At 42.3% G+C, this 22971-nt stretch carries 20 protein-coding genes; 12 read left to right on the forward strand and 8 right to left on the reverse strand.

The features are described 5' to 3' along the window. Positions 1 to 122: 122 nt before the first annotated feature. Positions 123 to 548, forward strand: a complete 426-nt coding sequence (locus G7B20_RS16805) for a nuclear transport factor 2 family protein (protein WP_164126758.1) — start codon at positions 123 to 125, stop codon at positions 546 to 548. Between the two features lie 200 nt (positions 549 to 748). On the opposite strand, the gene G7B20_RS16810 is transcribed toward G7B20_RS16805, so the two are convergent. From G7B20_RS16810 to G7B20_RS16830, 5 genes are all read right to left on the reverse strand, one after another. Beyond that, the gene (locus tag G7B20_RS16810) at positions 749 to 2194 is read right to left on the reverse strand and encodes a TlpA family protein disulfide reductase (protein ID WP_164112581.1); all 1446 of its coding nucleotides are present in this window, start codon (positions 2192 to 2194) and stop codon (positions 749 to 751) included. 10 nt (positions 2195 to 2204) lie between these two features. Further along, on the reverse strand, positions 2205 to 3608 hold the full coding sequence (locus G7B20_RS16815; protein ID WP_164112582.1) for a RagB/SusD family nutrient uptake outer membrane protein: 1404 nt from the start codon (positions 3606 to 3608) through the stop codon (positions 2205 to 2207). A gap of 11 nt (positions 3609 to 3619) precedes the next feature. Continuing rightward, positions 3620 to 7198, reverse strand: coding sequence for a SusC/RagA family TonB-linked outer membrane protein (locus G7B20_RS16820; protein WP_164112583.1), 3579 nt, complete (start codon positions 7196 to 7198; stop codon positions 3620 to 3622). Between the two features lie 108 nt (positions 7199 to 7306). Beyond that, entirely contained in the window at positions 7307 to 8500 is a 1194-nt protein-coding gene (locus tag G7B20_RS16825) for a FecR family protein (RefSeq protein WP_164112584.1), read from the reverse strand. A 68-nt stretch (positions 8501 to 8568) separates the two neighbouring features. After that, positions 8569 to 9162: an RNA polymerase sigma factor gene (locus tag G7B20_RS16830; RefSeq protein WP_164112585.1), complete on the reverse strand. Its 594-nt coding sequence runs from the start codon at positions 9160 to 9162 to the stop codon at positions 8569 to 8571. 350 nt (positions 9163 to 9512) lie between these two features. Between G7B20_RS16830 and G7B20_RS16835 the strand changes: the two genes are divergently transcribed. Further along, positions 9513 to 9938 (forward strand): nuclear transport factor 2 family protein, encoded by a 426-nt coding sequence (locus tag G7B20_RS16835; protein WP_164112586.1) that lies wholly within the window; start codon positions 9513 to 9515, stop codon positions 9936 to 9938. Positions 9939 to 10221: 283 nt separating this feature from the next. On the opposite strand, the gene G7B20_RS16840 is transcribed toward G7B20_RS16835, so the two are convergent. Then, complete coding sequence (locus G7B20_RS16840; RefSeq protein WP_240466032.1) at positions 10222 to 10740, reverse strand: Rpn family recombination-promoting nuclease/putative transposase; 519 nt, start codon at positions 10738 to 10740, stop codon at positions 10222 to 10224. Beyond that, on the reverse strand, positions 10712 to 10969 hold the full coding sequence (locus tag G7B20_RS19535) for an Rpn family recombination-promoting nuclease/putative transposase (RefSeq protein ID WP_240466033.1): 258 nt from the start codon (positions 10967 to 10969) through the stop codon (positions 10712 to 10714). Before G7B20_RS19535 ends, G7B20_RS16840 begins: the two co-directional genes overlap by 29 nt. 297 nt (positions 10970 to 11266) lie before the next feature. Between G7B20_RS19535 and G7B20_RS16845 the strand changes: the two genes are divergently transcribed. From G7B20_RS16845 to G7B20_RS16860, 4 genes are all read left to right on the forward strand, one after another. Then, the gene (locus G7B20_RS16845) at positions 11267 to 11692 is read left to right on the forward strand and encodes a nuclear transport factor 2 family protein (protein ID WP_164112587.1); all 426 of its coding nucleotides are present in this window, start codon (positions 11267 to 11269) and stop codon (positions 11690 to 11692) included. A 128-nt stretch (positions 11693 to 11820) separates the two neighbouring features. Beyond that, the gene (locus G7B20_RS16850; protein ID WP_164112588.1) at positions 11821 to 13512 is read left to right on the forward strand and encodes a hypothetical protein; all 1692 of its coding nucleotides are present in this window, start codon (positions 11821 to 11823) and stop codon (positions 13510 to 13512) included. 10 nt (positions 13513 to 13522) lie between these two features. Then, entirely contained in the window at positions 13523 to 15232 is a 1710-nt protein-coding gene (locus G7B20_RS16855; protein ID WP_164112589.1) for an IPT/TIG domain-containing protein, read from the forward strand. 24 nt (positions 15233 to 15256) lie between these two features. Further along, positions 15257 to 16966, forward strand: coding sequence for an IPT/TIG domain-containing protein (locus G7B20_RS16860; protein WP_164112590.1), 1710 nt, complete (start codon positions 15257 to 15259; stop codon positions 16964 to 16966). A 112-nt stretch (positions 16967 to 17078) separates the two neighbouring features. Here G7B20_RS16860 and G7B20_RS16865 read toward each other — a convergent pair whose 3' ends face one another. Continuing rightward, entirely contained in the window at positions 17079 to 18086 is a 1008-nt protein-coding gene (locus G7B20_RS16865; RefSeq protein WP_164112591.1) for a hypothetical protein, read from the reverse strand. 288 nt (positions 18087 to 18374) lie between these two features. On the opposite strand from G7B20_RS16865, the gene G7B20_RS16870 reads away from it, so the two are divergent. From G7B20_RS16870 to G7B20_RS16895, 6 genes are all read left to right on the forward strand, one after another. Then, complete coding sequence (locus G7B20_RS16870; RefSeq protein WP_164112592.1) at positions 18375 to 18758, forward strand: hypothetical protein; 384 nt, start codon at positions 18375 to 18377, stop codon at positions 18756 to 18758. Between the two features lie 244 nt (positions 18759 to 19002). Further along, complete coding sequence (locus G7B20_RS16875) at positions 19003 to 20103, forward strand: hypothetical protein (RefSeq protein WP_164112593.1); 1101 nt, start codon at positions 19003 to 19005, stop codon at positions 20101 to 20103. Positions 20104 to 20222: 119 nt separating this feature from the next. After that, positions 20223 to 20831, forward strand: a complete 609-nt coding sequence (locus G7B20_RS16880) for a hypothetical protein (RefSeq protein WP_164112594.1) — start codon at positions 20223 to 20225, stop codon at positions 20829 to 20831. Further along, positions 20828 to 21493, forward strand: a complete 666-nt coding sequence (locus tag G7B20_RS16885; protein ID WP_164112595.1) for a hypothetical protein — start codon at positions 20828 to 20830, stop codon at positions 21491 to 21493. The genes G7B20_RS16880 and G7B20_RS16885 overlap by 4 nt, the downstream gene beginning before the upstream one ends. A gap of 328 nt (positions 21494 to 21821) precedes the next feature. Continuing rightward, on the forward strand, positions 21822 to 22415 hold the full coding sequence (locus G7B20_RS16890; protein ID WP_164112596.1) for a MauE/DoxX family redox-associated membrane protein: 594 nt from the start codon (positions 21822 to 21824) through the stop codon (positions 22413 to 22415). 188 nt (positions 22416 to 22603) lie between these two features. Next, positions 22604 to 22921, forward strand: a complete 318-nt coding sequence (locus G7B20_RS16895) for a hypothetical protein (protein ID WP_164112597.1) — start codon at positions 22604 to 22606, stop codon at positions 22919 to 22921. Positions 22922 to 22971 lie beyond the last annotated feature (50 nt).

Consider the following 22971-nt stretch of genomic DNA (forward strand, 5'->3'; position numbering starts at 1 on the left):
TTGATAAAATATGGTTGATGCTAGAAAGAATAAATAAAACAACAAGCAGGCGCAACCTCCATAATAGAACTAGCGTCTTAAGGATAAAAGAAACTACTACCATTTAAAAAAACATTATTCAGATGAAAAAGATTATCGCAACCATCGCAACAGTATTCATTCTCGCCCTATCATTTAATGCTTCGGCCAAAACGGCCTTTAATCCATTGAAAGACGTCAGCGCCCTGAAAATTGCCCTTACCTATGTAGAAGCTATAACAATAGGTAACACCGAGTTCAACAAGTATCTATTTGCCCCGGACTTTGAATACCGCGTCGCCAGCACGGATCAGGTACACAACCGTGCGACCTATTTAAAGTTTCTGAAAGGCAATAAAGGGTTAAAGTACAACTGCAAGACCAGTTACGAAATATTGGATCAGACAGGTCCTACCTGTATGGCCAAGGCAAGCATGCAATTCGAGAAATTCACCCGTATAGACTACATTACGCTGCTGCAGACCCCAGATGGCTGGAAAGTCAGCAAAGTGGTAACAACATACGCTTAGTATTTTGTGATTTTTACTGTAAATTATATGTTTAGGCCCCGAGCGATCGGGGCTTTTTATTTGGAAAAAGAATATAAGCAGCACGCTCTTAGCGTAAATCATCCGGGCTATCGGTCCCCTGAAGACAGACGAAAGCCCGGCGAAAAATTACCCGTGTGCCCTCAGGTGAATAGCTGGTACCTAGACTTTCGTAGGTAGATTTACCTTACCGTTTTCAATTGATTCAACAATTCATCCATATCGCTAGGGCGTTTAGCATCCCAATTTACGATTTTGCCTGTCTTGTCAAAAATCAGATAACGGGGTATTCCGTTAAAACCTGGAACTTTATCGCGTATATCTTTTGCCAAAGCTTTGTTAGCACGCAGATTAATCCCTTTCAAGGGATAGCCCTGTACCATTTCTCTCCATTTGGCATCCGCATTATCGTAGTCTATAGATAGGTACACCGGCATTATGCCCATCTTTTCCATCGCACCATGCAATTTGATACTATATTGCAGCTCCGCCCGGCATGGGCCACACCAGGTTGCCCAAAGATCTACATAAGCGACAGCTCCTTTCAGACGCTCACCAAGTTCAGCTAAAGTATTTATATGGGCAAAATCTTCTAAAAATTCAACACACGCATCGCTTTTGCCTATTCTGTTATGGTAGTCTTGCACCTCTTCAACTGCAGGTTTTAACGGCAAAATCAATTTACTATTAGGGTACTGCTGTACAAAATCGGTCCAATTAGCGAGCCAAGCTTTCTCATTGTCCTTACTTGCTAAACCATCCGCTATACACGTTGCCCAGGCGTATTCGAGCGTCTCATCTTTCAACAGAGGTTTAAATGTATTAATCATTTCCAGTGAATAGGGTAAGTCTCTTTGTGTCAAAGGTTTGTTCATCAGGCGGAGCAAGCTATGATATCGCCCCAAGTGCGAATTAAACAACGGACTCTTTATCCAGTCTGCATTTGTATTTAAGTCACTATAGATATCTTGCCATACCTTTAAATAGCTTGGATCAGGCAAATTTTGAGTATCAGGTTCCGGACTAAACACATGCGATCGCATCTTGAAGAAAATAGCAGTAGACAACAGAAGCTTATAATATAGCTCTGCTTCTATCTGAACCCTATTGTAAAAGTCTTTATCTATTTTACCCTGCTCCAATAAAGCTTTAAATTGCGCAACATCGACGTTTTTCAAGCTGTCACAAACCTCCACCCTTTTCTCAGCCCGAGGATAGACTTCCAGCACCTCATATCTGCTACGCGTATCATCAGAATATAGTTTATTGTAAAGCTCTTGTCCAGATCCGTTAGCCCCACTTATCTTGTACGTATTGTCGGGGCCAAAATCTACATCCAGGCGATCACCAGGTTTTACCCATACATAAACGTAGCGAAAATCGTTCACCACCCTTACCATGCCCTCTTTGTTTATGTCAAATTCAATAACCGCCTCCTTGTTCGGTGCCATCTGACTCGAGCGCTGATTTTCCTGAAAATAGTTGCCATCGATAGGGATCGAGATCCTAACCTCCTTGTCGGCAGCGTGCGCATTATGTACTTTTATAATTGTTTTTTGTTGCGCATAAAGCGTTGTGACGGCCATCAAGGCCGCACACAACACATAACATTTATAGCTTAATCCCATGTTTGAATTTTTAATTTTGTACTATATGGGTGGCCAGCGCCGATTCAGGTAGATTCAACGTATAAGAAGGGCTGTTGGGTTCAATAGCCACCTTAGTACCATCTATAAAATAATGATACGCCGTAAAACCATACTGAGGATCATTGTTCAATCTACGCATATCAAACCACCTAGCCCCTTTAAACAACAGTTCTTTGCGCCGCTCTAATAAGATGAACTTCACCGCATCGGTCTCGGATGTAGCCGTCATGTCAGTAAATTCGTCAGCCTTAATTCTATTTTTGCGCAAAGTATTTATGTCCTGCATGGCTCCAGCAAGATCCTTGGTCCTAGCCCTGGATTCTGCCCGGATTAAATACATCTCTGCCGTAGTAATCCCCGGATTTACGTAAGCAAACTGCTCCATATAGGTATATAAACCATTCCAGGGCGCACCTATTTCCATGTAGGGGTTGAAAAAAACACGTCTCAAGTCATCGGCATCAAATAGCTTCTCTGTCTCCTTTGCGATAGGTTGATAATACATACCCCCGATATAAGTAAATAGTAATGAAAAGATATTTTCAGGAACTTTCAGGTGGTCTGAAAATACAGTGACCCCCGGTTTGACACCAATATAAGGCACACCGTTCCTACTTACTTTTTCCGAGTACACCTCATTATAATCAATCAATTGATTATTAAAGCTTAATGCATCGCCAGCTGCCTTAGCCGCCAGATCGTATTTACCCATCATTAAATAGGTACGTGCCAAGAAGCCATATACAGCAGGTTTAGAAATCATGTAAGGATTTGCCGCCGATTCGGGTACTGCACCTAGTGATTCTGTCAGATCTTTGACTATAAAATCATATGTTGCCTGTACGGTACCTCTACCCGGCAGCTGTTTTGTAATATCGTTGTTCACGACCAGTGGGATTCCCAAATCTGTACCCGCCGTAGCGCTTGCATAAGGCTTTGTGTAAATATTAACCAAATACCAATAAGCCAAAGCTCTGCCAAACTGAGCCTGCGCTTTGATTTTTGCAGCGCGATCCGGTGTAGCCCCTACAGATTTTTCTACATTATTAATAATCGCGTTAAACTGATAAATACTACCAAACAAACTTGACCAAAAGGAGTAAGATATTTCTTCTTCGGTAGCATAAATATCTTTTTTCCAGAAATATAACCGACTCTGTACGTTGTCCTTAAAATTAGTGGGGTCAATATTCGTCGCATAATAATCATCCGATAGAAAATCAATATCTGTAGATAGAAACCGAAAGATATTGGCATCATTTAGGATACGTTCAAAGTCTTCAATCTTTGAGGGGATCACATAGCCTTTTGGGGTGATATCTAAATATTCTTTACAAGCTGTAGTAGATAGCACCACAAAGGCAAACAATAGGTATATATAATATTTCTTCATCTTTATTCGTATTAAAATGTTGCGTTGATACCGATAGAATAGGTTGGCATTTCTGGTAATGTGCGCTGCTGGTTAGCGAATGCTTCCGGATCGATGTCAAATTTATTGAAATCTATGGTCCATAAATTCCGAATCTGCGCATTAAACTGCAATCCTTTAAGATATTTGATTCTATTCAAGCTATTGGCCGGTACATTATACGTTAATATTACCTCGCGAAGCTTAGCATAAGAAGAGTTAAATACATTTACATCCAGGTAATTACGATAGTAGGTGTTCGTATACCAAGAATTCGGATCATCGATAACATTAGGGATGCTCGTGATATGCTCATCACCAGGTTTTTTCCATGCATCTGCCAGTCTACCATCCAGGGCATTAGGACCTCTAACTCCTCTTGGCATATTCTGTCTAGCTACAGAGCCTGCGTAGAATACAAACATACAGCTTAGATCAAAATTCCTATAGCCAAACATGTTGGTAAAGGCGCCGTTATGGATAGGCCTAGTGCTTCCTGAAAAATAAGCGAAGTCCAGCCTACTGGTCAATCCCTCTTCGCTATTCTCCAGGTTGCCATCTGCATCGAGCACCTGTAGCTGTCCCTTATCTTCAGACAGACCCGCAAACCGGATGCTATACAAGCCTCCATAAGGCATTCCCACAAGGAAAGGCGATCCATTGGCAATTGCTCTTGGGTTGTTAAACGCCGGCGATAAAGCCGAATGGGTAATTTTATTTTTATTGTGTGCATACATGAATGTGGTAGACCATCTGAAATTTTGGCCATCTATATTTTTGGTCGTGAGCTGTGCCTCAAATCCTTTATTCGTCATACTTGCCGAATTAATCTGCGCATTTGAAAAACCGTACGTAGGATTTAGAGACTCATCGCCCAATATATCCGTAGTATTGCGTTTATAATAATCCAGTTTACCGATGATTCTATATCCGAATAAGCCAAAATCTACCCCAATATTAGAAGTCGCTGTCCGCTCCCAACGTAAAGCATTATTGGCAGGGCTGATAATCCAATTGGATGGTTGACCAGTAATGAAGTTTACATCTGCGGCGGCGATCATAAAAGGACCCGAATTTTTGGGAATATTACCATTAATACCATATGTAGCGCGCAGTTGCAAATCATTTACAAAAGAGAGTCCTTCAAAGAAGGTTTCTTTAGAAGCATTCCAGGCCACCCCTGCCGACCACATCGGCTTGTACAGGTATTTTGGATCGGTTCCAAAGAGATTGGTTTGATCTATACGTATACTTCCGCTGGCAATATATTTGTTTTTAAACGTATAAGACGCATTTCCAAAAGCAGATACAAAGCGGTTTTCCTCATAAGAAAAGAAGTCATTCATGCCATCAAATGGATATCTGATGCTCAATAGCGTTACCGGTAAATTTTGAAGCCGTTGCCAATCCAGATTTATAAATTTAAGCGTAAGATCATCGTAGCCGTATTTGGTCACAGCAGTAGCGCTATTAACAGACTTTTTGTTCTCGACCCCCAGCTGTGCGGCAATAGCATGGTCGGTATGTAGCGTTTTATCGATGGATAGAATACCACGGATCACATGTCCCGAATAGTTGCTATTGACCTCGTCTAATTTAGCCCCTTGTGGTATGTTATACTGAGGTGTCAGCAAAGTACCGTCTAAGTTGGTGGCAAACTGTCCGTTGTCATCCAGCGAGGGCGTGATAAAATCATTTATCTGTTTTAGGAGATCTGCTTGTTGAGACAAGGTATGGACACGTTTTTTAAGATTGCCTTTTTCGAACTGATAACTCACCCCCAAGTTGATTCCTTCCGCTATTTTATAATTCAGTTCTGCCTGAATACGTTGTGCAGCACCATCAAAGCGTATGTCCTTATTATTCAATTCCTTTAACGGATAGTAGGATTCGTCGGCCAGTCCCCATGCCATGCGTTGCGCTATTGAAAATACGTTTGAACTGTTCTGATTCGCAGGGTCAGCATTTCGGTTTACCACCATCGGGTTGCCCAGTTCATCTTGTAGCATAGCATATGGTTTTAGCTTAAAGATACTCAATGCGGAAACCGGAGCATCCGTACCGTTATTAAAGTTCATATTTGCGTTTACACCGAAACTCAGCCTCTGTGTCACCTGATGTGCAGTTTTGAGAAACACCGTATAGGTTTTATCCTGTTGTTTTAGGTCGTAGCCATTCGCATTGGTATAGTTTAAGGACCCGTAGTATTGATTTCTATCATTACCTCCATTAAACGAAAAGCTATGGTTTTGCGTAAATGGAGATTGCATCATTAGATCTTTGATCTGATCTGTGTTATCCAGACCTGATAGATAACTCACGCGTTGGGCATATTCTTCCGGCGTGATTCTACCCGCTACCGAATCCATATACAGATGTGCAAAGGCCGAAAATGCGCTGTTCGAGTACCCCAGGAGGGTTTCATACCTTGGTGTAAGCAATTTACGTTCTACGGCAATATCGTCAGCCGCGGACAATCTATTTAGGTAACCTATATTGGGCTTGGCCTGAAATTGAAAACTGTTGTTATATTGAAAGGTTATATTACCTTTCTTGCCTTGTTTTGTACTAATTACGATCACGCCATTTGCTGCGCGCGCACCCCAGATAGATGCAGCAGCAGCGTCTTTCAATATAGTTATACTTTCTACATCATTGGGGTTGATCGAGTTTATATCGCCTTCTATAGGAAAGTTATCAACGACGATAAGCGGTCTTTTTGTACCGTACAATGTAGATACCCCCCTTATCGTCAATCCGTCATCCTGGGTCGGATCTGCATTCGGTCTATCCTTGCCTCCTATCAGTAAGAGGCCGGGCGCCATCCCTTCCAAACGTTCCAAGACGTTTGTCTGAATCTTATTTTGAATTTGCTTGCCGCTGATAAGATCAAAGGATCCTGTAGCTCTTTCCTTCGGAATACGTTGGTATCCAGTGCTGAACACTACCGTCTCGCCTATATCGGTATGGGTACGGGCAAGGACAATCACGCCCATATTTTTTGAAACCTTTATTTCTTTCGACAAATACCCGACATAGCTTACGATCAGGACTTCATCTTCATCTACATTAGTCAACAAAAAGTTACCTGACTCATTGGTAATCGCCGATTTGCTGGTCCCTTTGATGGTTACTGTTGCCCCCACAAGTGGCTTATTGTTATCCCCCTTGATGGTACCGTGCACATCTATATCGTTCAAAATTACTACGTTTTGAACGCTCGTTTTCATTGGGTTTTCTTTTATTATAATGGTATTGTCTTCAATTTCATAAGTAAGTCCCTGTCCTGCTAAGCTCTCCTTTAAGACCTGAGCGACAGGGGTCTTCATAAAATTAACCTTTATTGTTTTTTTATTTTGCACCTTTTTTGCAGACCAAAGTACGTTTAGGCCTGTTTGCTTGCGGATCTCATTAAAAAGCTGAGATAGGCTGACATTATTTCTTGCGTAGGTAATTGTTTGTGCAAATGTACGAGCATTGACTTGCACCATACTCATCATAAGCAACAGCGAGATCAGTTTCATCATCTTCACCAGTTTACCTATATTCCATTGAGATCTTTCATTCATCATTAATGTTGGTTTTAAAGGATAGTTGTTCAATTCCCGGTATATTCCCACTGTTGGGCAGCGGGTACTCGGCTTTATATTGTATTTATGGTTAGTTGGGGTAGATTTTTGTTACTTCATGACGACGACCCTCCCTTCTTCTAGTTTGAAACGCGTGTCCCCTGCTTTTTCCAACATACCCAACACTTTGGATAGGTTTTCATACCTGGTGATACTACCGGCATACACTTCGCTCACGGTCGATCTATCCTGGTAGTAGATCTCTACATCATACCATCTTGCAATGGTCTTCATGACTTCTTCCAGTGGAGTATTGTTGAAAATAAACATATTGTTTTTCCAGGCTAGTGCCTTTTCTACGTTGGCATTTGCCACTTTAAGTACCCCTTGGCGGAGCACCGACTGCTGTCCGGGCCGCAATATCTCTGAAGCAGCTTTGCCCTTTCTGATGCTACTGTTTAAGGCAGTAACATGGACTGCTCCTTCAATGAGCGTGGTTGTGCTTTGCAATTCATCGGGGTAAGCACTTACATTAAAATGCGTACCTAAAACTTTTATCTCTTGCATATCACTTTTCACTACAAAGGAACGCTTGGATTTGCCGGAATCTTTATTCACCTCAAAATAGGCCTCCCCGATCAGTGATACACTTCTTTCGGTACTTCCAAACTGTGATGGGTATCGCAGTATAGATTCTGCATTGAGCCATACTTTTGTGCCATCCGGAAGTGTGACCTGAAACTGTCCTCCTTTGGGCGTTCTCACCTGTACGATGTCGCCCGGTTTTAATGGGGTAAGCGCTAAACCATTCGAATATCTTATCTCTTTATTTGACGATTCTATACCGGGCTCCCCATCGTCCACTATTACCTCCTCTCCACCGTCGATACTTATTACGGCCTGATTTCTACCGGGGGGCATGTCTATGGGTGTCGAAGCTATATTTTCTGTTGGAGGCTGAGCGACTTTTTTATGTGATGTCCATTGATAAGCGGCTATGCTTAGGCCAACTACGGCCACTACAGCAGCAGCGATTTTAAGAAGCAATCTGATAGGTGTAGCAGATTTAGGTTTTATTTGCCGGCGCAAAGACTGAAGCGTCCACTCAGCCACATGATTTATTTCGGGCGCCAGTTTTTCCAGTCCATGGGTATTATCAAGAGCTTCTTCAATCAGCTTCTCAAATTCGTTACGTTTGGAATCATTGGATGCGAGTTCTTTCAAAAGAAAATCGAGATCTTCCCTGGAGTATTCGTTCCGTAGATACTTAAAAAAAATGTGTTTTATGTGCTTCTGTTCTTTCACAATATCGATCGTTTATAGATATAAACAATCTTTGACAAATTTCTGGGTACAGAAAAATAAATAAATTATTAAATAAATGTAGCCGGCAGGAACAACGCAAACCAAACCAGGGTAAAAAGTTCCGGATCATCCTTAATACGATCTTTGAGAAATTGATTGGCACGTTTGATATGCGTATGTACCGTATGGATGGATAGTTTTAATTCGACAGCAATTTCTTCATACGATTTGCCATCCATCTTAAACATCGTAAAAATCTCCTTTTGTCTACGAGGCATTTCATCGATAATACGATGTAATCCTTCGCTTCTCTCCTTTTTAAAGAAGCTGGATTCTATCTGTTCGTATCCAGCCGCTAAGATTGGGAATAGATAAGCGCGGTATCGGGAGTCGTGACTTGCCTTGCGGAATATATTATATGCTTTGTTACTGGCGATCTTATTTATATAAGCATAAATGGATTGGTCTGGCTTGATACTGGCCCGCTGCTCCCACAGGACCAAAAAAGTATCCTGTGCCACTTCTTTTGCCAGATCGGAAGACTTGAGGAGCTTTAAAAGGTTGCCTATCAACTGGTGGTGTAGCGTTTGATAAAGCGATTCAAAAGCATCATAATCCCCATCCCTTAATCTTTCCAATAGACTCTCTATATCAGCACTCATATATTACAACTTATTAAACCTTAGGTTAATTAATACGAAGAAAAGAAATAAATGGGAGATTATCAACCATGATAAAGAAGTTACCGACTTCCCGGCCAGGTCGATCTCTTATCAGAGCATAAAAATGAAACAAGCTTTTCTTTTGGCCTTTTAGATTGTACATAAACTCCGCACCCCGCACCAACGCAAGCATTAGCTTTTCACCGAAACAATCTCCAATTTCGCCGAAAAATAAAATCATTTGGTCGAAAGGCCATTTCCCATCTGCGTATACTGCCCTACTTTTGAATCAACAATAACGACAAGAGTTAAATAACAATAGAACAACAACTAAAAAACAAATTACTCAGATGAAAACTACTATCGCCACCATCGCCACCTTATTCACCCTTGCATTTTCATTTAATGCCTCGGCCAAAGAAACCGTAAATCCGTTAAAAGATTTTAGTGCTAAAAAAATAGCACTCGTCTATGTAGAAGCATTGACTACCGGAAATATTGATTATAACAAGCACCTGTTCACATCCGATTTTGCGTACCGTAATACAGCGAATAAGGAAGTAACTTCACGCTCCGCATATATAAGTTTCTTAAAAGCCAACAAAGGTTTGAAGTACAACTGTACTACTACATACGATATTTTGGATCAGGCTGGTAACAGCTGTATAGCTAAAGCTACGATGAAGTTTGATAACTTCACCCGTATAGACTACATCACTATGCAACAGACCAAAGATGGCTGGAAAGTCAGCAAAGTGGTAACGACATATCTATAGACATTCAAGAAGCTTCAATAAACTGAAGCTTTTTGTTTCATGTAAAGCCTGCAGGAGTGCAGGCTTTTTAGTTTTAAATGCTTATAAAGCAAAAGGGTTCAGACTTATCTGTGTCTTTTATAATTATTTTGTTGATCTCTATTTTTCTTAAAAAATACTTTTGGTCTAAAGTTTTGTTACACAGCGGTGAACTAAATTTAAGGAAATAGAAGCTCTTTTCGGTTTTTATTGGGGTTTTATCGTGGTTAATGAGCTTCTAAAGATTGCATTTTCCAGACAGGGGCTAGCGATTAAGCTTGTCAATTTCCGATTCGGTCAAGCTTAATAGTTCTGTGATCAGCTTTAAGTCAAAGCCCTTATCCATCATTTTTCTAGCAGATTTCAGTTTTTCAACATCAGCTTTCTGTTTCATCTGCGCAATACCCTGCTGAAGTCCTTGCTGAAGTCCCTGCTCCAGTGCCTTAGCGACTGCACGTTCTTCAAATAGAACCCTCGATTCTTCATAAGAATACGCGTCCCATTTTCTTTTTAAACTTACATCATACATTTCTCGGTCCTCCTTGTTCATTTTACTATACGCTGCTACATCGAACAGCTTCTCAAAAATTGGTTTACGAAGATATAAGGGCAACTTGTCGAGCTTTGTCATATTCTTCAAGATATACAGCCACCCTTCAAAATCATTTTCAAGTTCCGCTTCCTCTTTTACAAAGTTAACTAAAGTGATGTAAATAAAGCCAAAGTCCTCATAGAATATTTCGCCTGTCTCTCTGTTACATAGATAGATATCTATCCGCAACACCTACGTGCTCATTCTTATTATAATGTAGATCCTCGATTTGCTTACGCCCTCTAAAAAGAACATTTAGAAAGGCCAATAACAGATCTTTGTTCGCTTCCATACCGAAGATTCTTTTGAATCCAAAGTCTGTCGTAGGGTCGATGTAAACCGATGCGCTTTCATAGCCTTGATCTCCAAGCGGATCTTCCAGCGCTAGGAGAATTTCGTCATAATCATAGTATTCTTTCATAGCATTAAGTTTATAAGTAGCTATAATCTAAGCTAAAGTAAGAAATAAAAACCATAATTACTAATATTTTTAGTCAACATGAGTTATCCTGAGAACAAACTAGGAACTTTTTTTTGAAAGGGTTCCAGCTGATAACGAAAGTTTCTTTCACCGCCTCTTTTACCGATTTCGCCGAAAAATAAAATCATTTGGTCGAAAGGCCATTTCCTATCTGCGTATACTGCCCTACTTTTGAATCAACAATAACGACAAGAGTTAAATAACAATAGAACAACCACTAAAAAACAAATTACTCAGATGAAAACTACTATCGCCACCATCGCCACCTTATTCACCCTTGCATTTTCATTTAATGCCTCGGCCAAAGAAACCGCTAATCCACTTAAGAAGTTAGACAGCAAAGAAATTGCACTCACTTACCTTCAGACCATCGCTACAGGCAATACGCAATACAACAAATTCCTCTATACTTCAGATTTTGAATACGCCAACGCTGTAAATAACCAGACATCCAACCGCTCCGAGTACCTTGCATTTCTAAAAGCCAACAAAGGTTTAAAATATAACTGTGAGACGACCTACGAGATCATGGATCAAGCAGGTACCACTGCCATAGGAAAGGCAACGATGAAGTTTGATAACTTCACCCGTATAGACTACATCACTATGCAACAGACCAAAGATGGCTGGAAAGTCAGCAAAGTGGTAACGACCTACCCATAGGAACTGGGTAATTTTTGTTTCAGAGACCCGCAGGAGTGCGGGTCTTTTTGTTTTGTATTTGTAAAAAGTACAATACGGCATGCAAATTAAATTGTATATTCGTACGATTATTAACTGAAAACGCCATTATGAGTAAGTATTTTGCCTTATTTGTTGTACCCTTATTTTTAGCGCTCTTGTTTTCCTGTGAAAAAGTAGATAATTTTCAACCAGAGGACACAAAAAAAAGTCAAACAGAAATTCAAGGCATAGAATATATCGCTGCAGACCATATCAATCTGATCGCCAATGTAAGCTATGTTAAGGATGAAAATGTAAAAGACCACGGGTTTAACATAGCTTACTATAACGATACCGTTTCTCATTCGCAAAACTATTCGTTGGGTACCAAGCTGGTTTCGGGCAGGGTCACCTACCCGCTCAAGGGCAATCTGACGGTACTCCTCAAAAATGGGTTTCAATTCAGCTACTATTATACCATCGGCGATAGTACATTCCGTTCTTCTACAGTTTCTTTTTATCCTGTGCAGCAGCCCAAGTTTAAGGTACATCCTGGCCAGGGCTTATTCCAGGTATTACCGGGCGACGAGATAACGGTAAAAGGAGATTTTCGGGGTATTCAAGGTAAATATTACTTACAGTTAGAAGATCAAGCAGGTACTATTCCATTTCAGATTAGTAATAACGAGAACAGTTTGACATTTAAAGTTAATGGAAATTTTATCAATAAAGCCGAATTACACGTTTTCCTGATACCACACCAACAACCCACAGGCTATCAGATCAGAGAATATTTAACCAAAGTCAATATCCTATCACGCCTAGGGCCACCAGCAAGCTACAATATAAGTTGGACAAATTACCTGAAATTACCCGTGCTATCGGGTGTAGGCTACAATACATCCGTGATCATAGGGAATCGAATCATTCCTTATTCCTCTAGTATCTTTGTAAGGGATTACATCCACTATCTTTCAGGTGACAGCTATCGACTAGGCTATTTTAATGGCCGTGACACGGTGATATTTCCACAGCCACTTCAGATCAAGAGGCCGGATGCCCATTCCATAACTTTTGATTCCCCCAGGGTGCACCCCAATGGCCATGTAAGGCTATCGGGCTTGCATAGTGCAGATATTTTTGGAGAAGTAAAATACGTTATAAATGGCAGTCCTGTGACATTGAGACCTTTGGATAATAATTCAAAATTTATCTTTCAGATCCCCGATCTTCCGGATGGCGTTTACGACCTCACCATTCAGAGCCCCAATTATGAAATCACCACCAAGAATAAGTTTCAGGTAGAGGCTTTCAAGCCCGATAATGTTACACAATATGGAACCAGTATAGGGAGCAAAGTCCAGGTCACGGGCAATTTTATAGCGAACGAGATGTATTACATTATTTTTGATAATTTCAGCACAGTAAGAGCATACGGCATAGCTACCGAAGGCCTATTGACCTTTAATATCCCTACACTCGCTGGCGGCAAACAAATTTTCAGGATCGCAAGGGTCTTCAACAACAACTACTATACACATGACAAGCAGTTTACGATAGATGTTGCCGAACCAAGCTATACCGGATTCGCTCCCCACTCCGGCAAGATTGGATCCGTCGTGACCCTCAAAGGGGAGTCTATCAATTATGCTAATATCTATTTTGGAGACAAGCAGGTTAGCCCAATAGGCGGAAATCCGTTATTGAAAGAAGTGCAGATTGCGGTACCTTATGCGCAACCCGGTAAATACAAGATATCTGCCCGTATCGCGGACAAATGGTTAGAAGTATCCGATGTATTTGAGTTAATAATTCCTTAATCCGATGTTTATGATAAATCTGCATATAATAGACCGAAAGCCCTTTTTTATTTCTAATTTACTGGCTTTGTTGGTATTCAGCAGCGGCATTATAAGCTGCAATAAGGAGATTAATACCATTGCGTTGGATATCACACCGATCCAGATCAATAACGAAGGGCTGTTAAGCATTGACAAGGAAAAAGCCGTACTCACAGGTAGTATTGATCGGTTGAATGATGAGAAAGTAACCGATTACGGTATTCTTATTAAAGACGTCGAAAATCCATACAGCCAAGAGCAGGTCATCAGTATGGGAGACAACCCCAAGATAGGCGCATTTGAATATCGTTATGTGCCGCAAAGCGGCTTTTTGCTGGGCGAGCGCTTTCAATACCAGTTCTATCTTCGTACCGAAAAGGGGTACTACAAAAGTCCTACTGCCTATGTTACGTACAGTGGTCTTAAGGTTACCTCTTCGCCAATGCAAATAGCCACTACCGGTGACACTATTCAATTAATGGGCGATTTCAATATGTTGGACAGCCGGTATACAGTCGGTATTGCCGATCTTGGCGTGAGCCGGCTGCCTATTACGCTAAATTCAGAAAAGACACAGCTTTCCTTTGTAGTCCCCCATACTAAAGGACACCACAACAGGGTTGTCGACATTAGTTTGAGCCGCTATGAAACTACCGCCTTTTATACCCAGAATTTAACAAAAATAAAACTTATCGGTAAGGTAGAAGCTCCCACAAAAACCCATTATTATTTCTATGATAACATTACTTTTTCAGGTATCGATCGAGACTTTTTCAATGACGGTAGTTTGCGTTTGATTATCAACGGCAAAATTATCCCCTACAAGAGCACTGTCTCTATTCAAAGTGTACTACCTATCACCGGAAATTTTAAAATGGGATATATCAATGGTCGTGACTCGGTTATATTTCCACAAGAATACAGCATTAACCGTCCTCAGGACGATCTGTTGAATCTTAAAACAGCAATATTGCATCCCGGACAATTGTTGAGTTTAGATTTTTCTGAACTATTTACCTACTTTTCACCTGTCATACCCGAAGTGACAATCGATCAACATTTAGTGCGCTTTAATGGTTCCAATAATTTAAATTTCACTTATGACACAGGCAAAATTCCTGTAGGCACCTATACTATAAATTTAAGTCATCCCAGCGGTGATTTCCAACTAAAGAATAAGCTTGAAGTGGTAGACTTCGACTTTACCGTGCCACCAGTATCGAAGGTACTTATGGGCGACAAGGTAGAGATCACCGGCAATTTTATATCCGGTCAGCAATATGTTATAAGCACCAGTAGCGACAACTACAGTAGACAAGTCGAGGCCGATGGAAATAAAGTGACATTCGAGGTAAGTAACCTAAGTGCTGGACTTAATTCGTTGAAGATCGGGTATAAAGTCTCCTCTTCTGACTATCGGTATATAGATAAGATAATAAGCCTGGATGTCATTCCGCCCACTTTTGAATCATTTTATCCGTCAAAAGCTATGCCCGGCACCATCATTACGCTGAAAGGCAAGCGGATCAAATACGTTAACGGAATTTATGTAGGCGGTGTCGCTGTACAAGCTATTATGGCTACGGACGATGAGATTAAGTTCCCATTGCCTTCCTATATACCAAAGGGTAAAGTTCGTATTGGCTTATGGATAAGTGGTGAATTGATCACCTCCACAGAATATCTTGAAGTTTATTAACCCATGATGATAAAATATAATACCATGTTACGCTTATTTTCATACCTGTGTTTTACGGCTCTATTTATTTTAGGTGCCTGCAAGAAAGTCGAGAACCACTTAGAGCCCGTGGAGACAAAGCCCATCACATTTGAGGTACCTACACTTGAAGAGGTCAGCAAAGAAGGGTTCAAGATCGCCTGCCAGGTACTCAGCCTCAATAGCGAGCCTGTCGAGGACTATGGCTTTGTTGTATATACAGCCTCTGGCAGCGGCAAGAAAGAAGAGAAAATATCGCTGGGCAAAAATCTAAAGGTGGAGAATATCCAGCACCATTACAAACCTTCAGGTGGATTTGTAAGTGGAGAAAATTATATGGTATATTTCTATGCGCAGACCAATAAGGGATACTACCGAAGCTTTAATGTACCCTTTAAAATCAATGCCAATATCAACGCCACCGTAGTGACTATTACTGCGCAGGCCGACGAACGTATTACCGTAATTGGTGATTTTAAAGAGGTGAATGATCAGTTCAGATTGAATTATTCGTACGGTGGCCAATCCGTTGAATACGAAATCAGTGCGGACAAAAAATCACTCACATTTAATGTTCCCAGAACGACATTTGCACACGGATCCAATGTGGATTTTTATCTGGCCAGGAATATAACCATGCCCGATTATGGCGGCAATTATTACAATGAAAGATACCCTATTGCCAAGGTAAAGTTATTGGCCACTATAGACCCGATCAGCCAAGATCAGGTATTTGCCAACAGCACCATCACCTTGACCGGACAGAATTTGCCAAACCAGTATGATTCCAGCACAGACCTCATGTTGATCATCGGTACTCAAAAAGTACCTTATCGTAATCCATTGGTGTTGTCTGCTATAGAGGGATTAATCGGCACCGAATTCAAAGTAGGCTATTCCAGTGGTACGAAAGAAGTTATGTTGCCCAATCCATTAAAACTATTTGTTCCAAATGGCGAAGACATAACTTTTTCTAAACAGGTGATCCATCCGAGATCCACGTTGAGAGTCCAAGGGATTAAATTTTCACAATATTTCACGTACAGTCAATTGGTGCCCCAGCTAGCCGGAGTAACGATGCCCCTTACGAACTTTTACAATGATTATTTTGATATCAATGTGCCGGATTTGCCAAATGGACAGTATCCGCTCACGCTTAAGAGTTCCTTTTACAGCGCTTTGGAAAGCAAAAATAAGGTAGAAGTGCGCAAGTTGGTACTCAACAGTTTGGATAAACCCAGTGTTTATATAGGCGAAGACATCACTATCCGAGGTAGTTTTATTGATGGCGAGACGTATACCCTTCAAGTGGATAATACAACATCAAGCATCCAGAAAGCGCAAAATGGTGCCATTACCTTTGCAGCACCGTCTGTAGTTGCTGGAAAGCGTACGGTCAAAGTGGGCTACCTCGGAACAAATGGTTACCACAGTCAATTCGCAGAAAATAATTTGTCACTTACTATAGAGAAGAGTCTCATAAGCGATGTCTCCCCACTGGAAGCTTATGTCGGCGATGTCATTACGGTAAAAGGAAAAGGACTAGGTCCTGTAAACAACGTCATGTTTGGCGGAACTTCCATCAATGTCATCAACAGAAGCACCGAAGGGTTTAAATTCATGATTCCTGCCTATATAACCAAAGGCAAGTTTAGAGTCACGGTACAGATCGGCGACGATTACATCCAGTCCGAGAATGCCATAGAGATCAAATAGATCAATAAGTTCGTCACACCGATCCCTAAGGGCTGGTGACGGGCAGAATGTCCTATTTAAAGACAAAAGGGTTCAGACTTATCTGAACCCTTTCTGATTTTTTTACAATCCTCTACACCCTCACCTCTGCTACAGCATCTTCCCAGCCATTTTCTTCCAGTTCGGGGATCTGTGCCAAGAAAGCCTTTACCTCTTCGGAGAGGCGGCGGCTTACGGTGAGCATCGCGGTGTTGTAGCGGTTGTCCGAGTGGAAAAGCACTTCGGCCACCCGCTCGTCCAGCTCCAGTCTGAGGAAGTTCGATATCGGGTAGCGTACGTACAGCATATTGATATAGCGCCCCCTTTCGATCTGTATAAACCAAGCACCTAGCGCCCATTCCGACAGCATCTTTTTGGAAAAATTTATCTGGTATTTTTCGCCGTTGGTCAGTACCGCAAAATAGCTGTTGTTTTCCTTCACGATAAATACTATGTCAAACAGCCGGATACACCAACTTCCCAATCGTATTGTCGAATCCATTTTCAGCCTCAGATCTGCCAGCAACATATGCGGCAGGCAGTAGGCCCGCCATCCTGCGGAGACAGTACCGGGAGCCTCAACGGGTTTTTCGACCGCAATGTAGACAGCGCGCTCTACAAGCACTTCTACCCGAATCTCTTTGACTTTAAACAAACTATACTGCGGAAAGTAATAAAAGAACAGCACAGTAGCCAGTACCGGGATGAGCAGAAAGATAAAATCTGTCCTCCAATATACCGGGGCGAACAATTCGTCCCAGAAATTTACCGGTGCAGGGCTGGCCAGGGCGACTCCTGCATGTAGAAACAAGCGGTGTACAAAGACCACCGACAGGGTAGCGCTTAGCAGGTAGAGCAGTGTAGCGCTGCGATTTCCGATCTTCTGTTTGATGGTGTCGCTACCCAGCAGCCAATAATAAAACACGCTGATGCCATAGATATAGCCTATTACTAACAGGACGGTTACGAAATATACAATACCAAAATTATAGTCGGCTACGCGCTCCATCGGATCGAGTATCTTGTCTGATATATTGATCAGATAGGCAGTAAGCATGCTCCATACCAAGAGCAGCGAATACTTGATAAGTTTTACTTGCATAATGGTCAATAATAGCTGTCGTTTACATGGGTACCGTACGCCCTACGCGCAACATAAAAGCAATTTAAGAAATTTATTTAACTTTTTTTTACCAATCAATTAAATCGCAGCGTATGCCACTGCCGTCATTTGTGACCAAGTCCTTTCGGTAAGACCTTCTATACAAGGCTTCTGAGCGGCTTTTATCATTCAGTTTGTACAAATGATGTACAAATGGGATTTTCAACAGCCGATTCCTTGGGATATGCCTCCGCGCGCTCTAAATTTGAGTAACCAAACAACACAGCTATGCAAGAACAATTTGACACCCTTGGGTTTTCAAAGGTGGAAACCCGATTATTGAGCCTGTCGGCGAGCGGCCGCAGGCTAGAGACCGACTATCTCCGGGCTAAGCCGGTGGAATGGATCGACGAGAATTTTATACTCGATACGCAGGAGTACGATCAACTGCAATCGATAGACCCCATATTCTTACAGCGCATGGCCACGGCCGTGGCCGACAGCTGGGATCAGGGCCAGTTGGTGAGTTTTTACAAAGAGAGCCCACCCCAAGACGGAGCGGATAGCCCCAAGGACATTATCTTTTCGCGTCAGGCGACGCAGAGCCTCACCGTTGGCGAAGAAGCCACGGGACCGCTCGATCAAGTCGCTATATGGATACGGTACCGGTAGCGGGCCGAAGGACAGGGTAATAGACCGTGTCGTCCTCCCGACCGAAGCGTAGGGATCGAGAAACCATACATTAATCCTATACAGAAAACGTCACCGCTCCAGCAGGTCGAGGTGACGTTTACTGGCATTAGACGCGCCATGTGTCTGATAAAAAAATAACCGTTCACAATGACCGCTATTTATTACTTTTTAGACAGCACCATTACGGACAAAATCTGGAAACCAATAAAATTTTCCTTTATTTATGATAGCTACACTTACACCTTTACAAGCAGCCGTCGAGCAGCATTTGATGGCAAGAGGCAGCGACCATCCGAGGCCAGAGCGCTCCATCGACGGGCTATGCACCCAGGTCCTTTCCGATATGACTGTGCAATTCCGACAGATCAATACCCCCGAGATGGCCAGTCCGGTCATCAATCAATGCTATATCGCCATCAGCAACTTGCTGGATCAGCTTTGGTGCGCCCCCAGTCTGTTACCCGCTTTCCAAACCGTTGAAAAGTTATATTTCAGTTTTGAACTGTCTTTCGGCTTCTATATACAGCCCGGCAGTACGCCCCCCTTGTTTCTACAGCAGCAATTGTCCGAAGAGATAAAAGGGCGGCTTCCGGCCATCAGCAGCAAACTCGTGAAGAAAGCGATCCCCGAGAGTTATATCCTGGAGTTAAAATATGCGCTAAAGAGTCTTTTAAATCCCAACAAGCAGCCGCATTGCTGTTATGCCCATCTGCGCTACATTCCGAAACTACTGGATGGGCTGCAGGCAATAGCCCATGACGAAAGGGACAAAGTCTGGACAGACCGCTATGTATACCTGATGATCCGTTATAACTTTAACTATCCGGGCTTCTTCAACCGTTGGAGCGAACAGTTGACAAAAGCCCTCAAGCAGCTAGATACATTTCACGCGAAGGAACGGTATTTATTCCATATCGAGCATGAGCTGCATCTCAGCTATCACAGCAGCGATCTTTGTTTCAATATGCACCAGGAATGCTTGCTTGAGCAGATGCTGCTGTATGTCCGCAGCATCCTCGAAAAACTCGGAGATAGCCACAAAGACATGGCGCTCGAAGAAGACACTGCGCTATTGACAAAACTCAACGGGGATGAATTGAATCTCCTTTTCTATTACTTCTACAAAGCCAAGATCTTCGATTATCCCAGTAAGCGAGAAGCCGCCAAAGCCTTTTCAACATTTATCTATAGCAAGACGAACCGTAAAATTTCCTACAAGACACTAGAGAAATTTGAGAAGAGCAACCTAGCCGGATCGGCCATCAAAGTAAGACGTTTGCTGAAATCAGTAGTCGAGGCCATAGACCGGGATTTCAGGGGCTAGGTACCGTGTGCTGTGGTCTGCCAAAACAGAAATGCCTTGTAGTCAATAAATTAAAATTGTACCTTTAGTATCGTATACCGATTTGTACGAAGATCCTATTGTTACCAAATTATTTTACGATGGAAAAACACTTATCAAAAATAGCCGCTAGTGTACAGCTGTATATCACCCGCATGGCGGTCGTCAAGCAGACCAATAAAGAAATCCTGGCCCTCGCGCGCGCAGCGAATAAAAAGCATGGTGTTTTTCTGAACACGCTTAACCTGGTAAAGGCACCTTTGGTGGCATACCGTAACGCTTTAAGCCCTACACTGGTCAAAGCGGACATCGACATCCGTATAGAAACCTGGGAGCACACTTCCATTATCCTGAGTAAAACGAATAGACCCCAAGACCTGATCTTATTCGCCATAGCTTCCAAAAAGGCGGCACAGCTAGCGCGATGGCGACATTGTGGTTTTTTGGCCATCTGGGGAGACTATGCAAAAGGCCAGGTCCACGTTTACGAATATGCGGACGAGATCGATCGAGAAAACCCTAAGAACAACCGTATTCAGCGGAATGAATTCCCCAAATATTCCCGTCACCTACACACGTTCGCTATCGCGCATTTCGACTTCGACAAGGTGAAGCCCATGATCACAGCATACTTATCCAAAGAACTTAATTACCTCATGAAAAAATACAATCCCGGCCAAATCATGGAATTCATAAATTCAATATCATGAAAAATTTATCAGCACACACCGAATCCCTCTTGGCCAAGTATAGATCATGTAAAGAACTTTTCCAGGAAGCCAAAGAGAAGGACAACAGCAAATCCTGTAAACGTAAAATACCTCCCGAATTATTTCACGAAAAATTCCTTGCGATAACTGCCCAGATAGAATCGTACCGCAATCTTTTAAGTAGCTTAATGAGCAAGGCCCGTATCGAGGTATATATACAGCGCCCGGAAACCAGATTGGGAAGGACAGCCGTCTGCGTGGTGCAGAATTCTCTTCTGGACAAAAATAGCTTAATCTTTGCCATCCTTAATGGTGAAGACCTTTTCTTCAATAAAATAACCTGTAATTTTCTGGCCTTTTGCGGCGATCCCGACACGAGCCATATCCATGTGTACGAATACAGCGAACCCCTCCTTTCGAAGGATATTAAGTCGCTGATCATGCGGCGCAACGCCTTTAAGGAGCATGCCCAGCATTTGACCCTCGATCATATCGACAAGTTCGACTTTGAGGAAATAATTCCTTACATCGAGCGCTACGTGGAGAAACAGCTCGATTTTATGCTTGCTTGTGTGGGACATCCTAAGCGAGAAACTTTTGATTATTGGTTTTATTACCGTGCGTTCCTTGATCCGTATAAGCTGTTTGGTAAAAGCTCTTGAAATATCCATGGAATACGCATAAATACCGCATTTTTTTGAAAATAAGGGGGTGTACACCCTTTCACACCCCGTCAGCGGTCCCTGTAAGCGCCTTAAATAGTGCGATTGCGCTCTGTAAACCGTATTTCTGTCAGGAAGCCCAAAAGCTGAAATAATCACCTTTTACCCACCCCAGCCCTCGTCCACCCCTTCCTATTGGCCAGAAACGGCATTCGCCCCTTCAGATTTTAACCCCTGACTCACCTCCTATTTGGTATACCTTTGGGTTTGAAGGTTAGATAAGGTTAATAGGGTTATAACTCGACAACTCGATAACTCGATAAAAAAGATGAGTAAGATAAATAGACATACTATTCTGAATGGCATCCGCCTTTTCCTGCTGTTATTCTGGCTGTATGTCGCTATGGATAAGCTATGGGACTGGGCGCTATTTCACGAAGCTCTGGTAAAGCAACCCTTTCCAGACTGGTGGGCTGACCTACTAGCATGGGGATTGCCGGCTGTTGAGTTACTGATCTTCTTGCTATTCCTGGGGCGACCTTTGAAAATAGAGAAAATCTTAATACGTAGGGCATACCAGCTATCTAGCGTATTACTGATCCTATTCACGGTATACATCGGATTAGGAGTGATAGGCCTATATGCGGAAAAGCCCTGTGGTTGCGCTTCGATATTCGCAGGAGTGCCCTGGGCATGGCATTTATTGATCAATCTTATGCTATTGGCATTATCGCTAGCGGGAGCCCTTCTGACAAAATCAAGCGGCGCAGCCGGAGCACCTAATGCATACAAGAGGCCGGTCAAATTGTTCCTGCCCTATATCCGGCAAATAGCCGTAGCCGTGATCCTACTCCTGATTATTCGTTTCAATGTTTTTAAGCGACGCTTTGCCCTTTTCCCGGGTAGGCCGGTATGGGGATAAATTATGATACGTGGGGCTCCGCGTAAAACTTGCAAAAGAACACCCGAGGTATTAAAAAGACAGATACCCCTCGTAAAAGCAATGTATCTGTCAAAAATAAATAAATTAGAGTTTTTTGTTGGGTAAACTTTTTTTGAGTTAGCGTATTCCGACCAAACTGATGTTGGAATCGATAAAAAGGCCCTCAAATGAAAGCAATTTCATATATCAAGAAAAATAGCATGCTCCTATTAGCAGGAGCAGCGGTTATAAGTTTTTCCAGCTTTAAGGCTGTTGAAAAATATTTGCAGACCAGTTACTATTGGTTTGAGTACGATGCGAGTGGGCATATTATCAATCAGGATACTATGCCAGATCCATCTGCAACAAACCCATACGCATGCGAAGGTGATGAAGAAAAATGTGCACAGGCCTATACCTCTGTGACACTACTTGCTTCTGGAAAGTATGCACCGGGCACTCCGGCCTTAGAAAATGGTCAAGAAGTAGTTCGGTTCAGAAATTAAGACCAACATACTTTCTCTACAAAGAAGAGGCCCTCAAGGGGGCCTCTTCT

This window comes from Sphingobacterium sp. xlx-96 (assembly GCF_011007365.1).
Lineage (GTDB): Bacteria > Bacteroidota > Bacteroidia > Sphingobacteriales > Sphingobacteriaceae > Sphingobacterium > Sphingobacterium luzhongxinii.

Bases quoted from the DNA above. Each gene is read 5' to 3' on its own strand.
- G7B20_RS16805 (WP_164126758.1), top strand. From the start codon at position 123: ATGAAAAAGATTATCGCAACCATCGCAACAGTATTCATTCTCGCCCTA.
- G7B20_RS16810 (WP_164112581.1), bottom strand. From the start codon at position 2,194: ATGGGATTAAGCTATAAATGTTATGTGTTGTGTGCGGCCTTGATGGCC.
- G7B20_RS16815 (WP_164112582.1), bottom strand. From the start codon at position 3,608: ATGAAGAAATATTATATATACCTATTGTTTGCCTTTGTGGTGCTATCT.
- G7B20_RS16820 (WP_164112583.1), bottom strand. From the start codon at position 7,198: ATGATGAATGAAAGATCTCAATGGAATATAGGTAAACTGGTGAAGATG.
- G7B20_RS16830 (WP_164112585.1), bottom strand. From the start codon at position 9,162: ATGAGTGCTGATATAGAGAGTCTATTGGAAAGATTAAGGGATGGGGAT.
- G7B20_RS16835 (WP_164112586.1), top strand. From the start codon at position 9,513: ATGAAAACTACTATCGCCACCATCGCCACCTTATTCACCCTTGCATTT.
- G7B20_RS19535 (WP_240466033.1), bottom strand. From the start codon at position 10,969: ATGAAAGAATACTATGATTATGACGAAATTCTCCTAGCGCTGGAAGAT.
- G7B20_RS16845 (WP_164112587.1), top strand. From the start codon at position 11,267: ATGAAAACTACTATCGCCACCATCGCCACCTTATTCACCCTTGCATTT.
- G7B20_RS16850 (WP_164112588.1), top strand. From the start codon at position 11,821: ATGAGTAAGTATTTTGCCTTATTTGTTGTACCCTTATTTTTAGCGCTC.
- G7B20_RS16855 (WP_164112589.1), top strand. From the start codon at position 13,523: ATGATAAATCTGCATATAATAGACCGAAAGCCCTTTTTTATTTCTAAT.
- G7B20_RS16860 (WP_164112590.1), top strand. From the start codon at position 15,257: ATGTTACGCTTATTTTCATACCTGTGTTTTACGGCTCTATTTATTTTA.
- G7B20_RS16865 (WP_164112591.1), bottom strand. From the start codon at position 18,086: ATGCAAGTAAAACTTATCAAGTATTCGCTGCTCTTGGTATGGAGCATG.
- G7B20_RS16870 (WP_164112592.1), top strand. From the start codon at position 18,375: ATGCAAGAACAATTTGACACCCTTGGGTTTTCAAAGGTGGAAACCCGA.
- G7B20_RS16875 (WP_164112593.1), top strand. From the start codon at position 19,003: ATGATAGCTACACTTACACCTTTACAAGCAGCCGTCGAGCAGCATTTG.
- G7B20_RS16880 (WP_164112594.1), top strand. From the start codon at position 20,223: ATGGAAAAACACTTATCAAAAATAGCCGCTAGTGTACAGCTGTATATC.
- G7B20_RS16885 (WP_164112595.1), top strand. From the start codon at position 20,828: ATGAAAAATTTATCAGCACACACCGAATCCCTCTTGGCCAAGTATAGA.
- G7B20_RS16890 (WP_164112596.1), top strand. From the start codon at position 21,822: ATGAGTAAGATAAATAGACATACTATTCTGAATGGCATCCGCCTTTTC.
- G7B20_RS16895 (WP_164112597.1), top strand. From the start codon at position 22,604: ATGAAAGCAATTTCATATATCAAGAAAAATAGCATGCTCCTATTAGCA.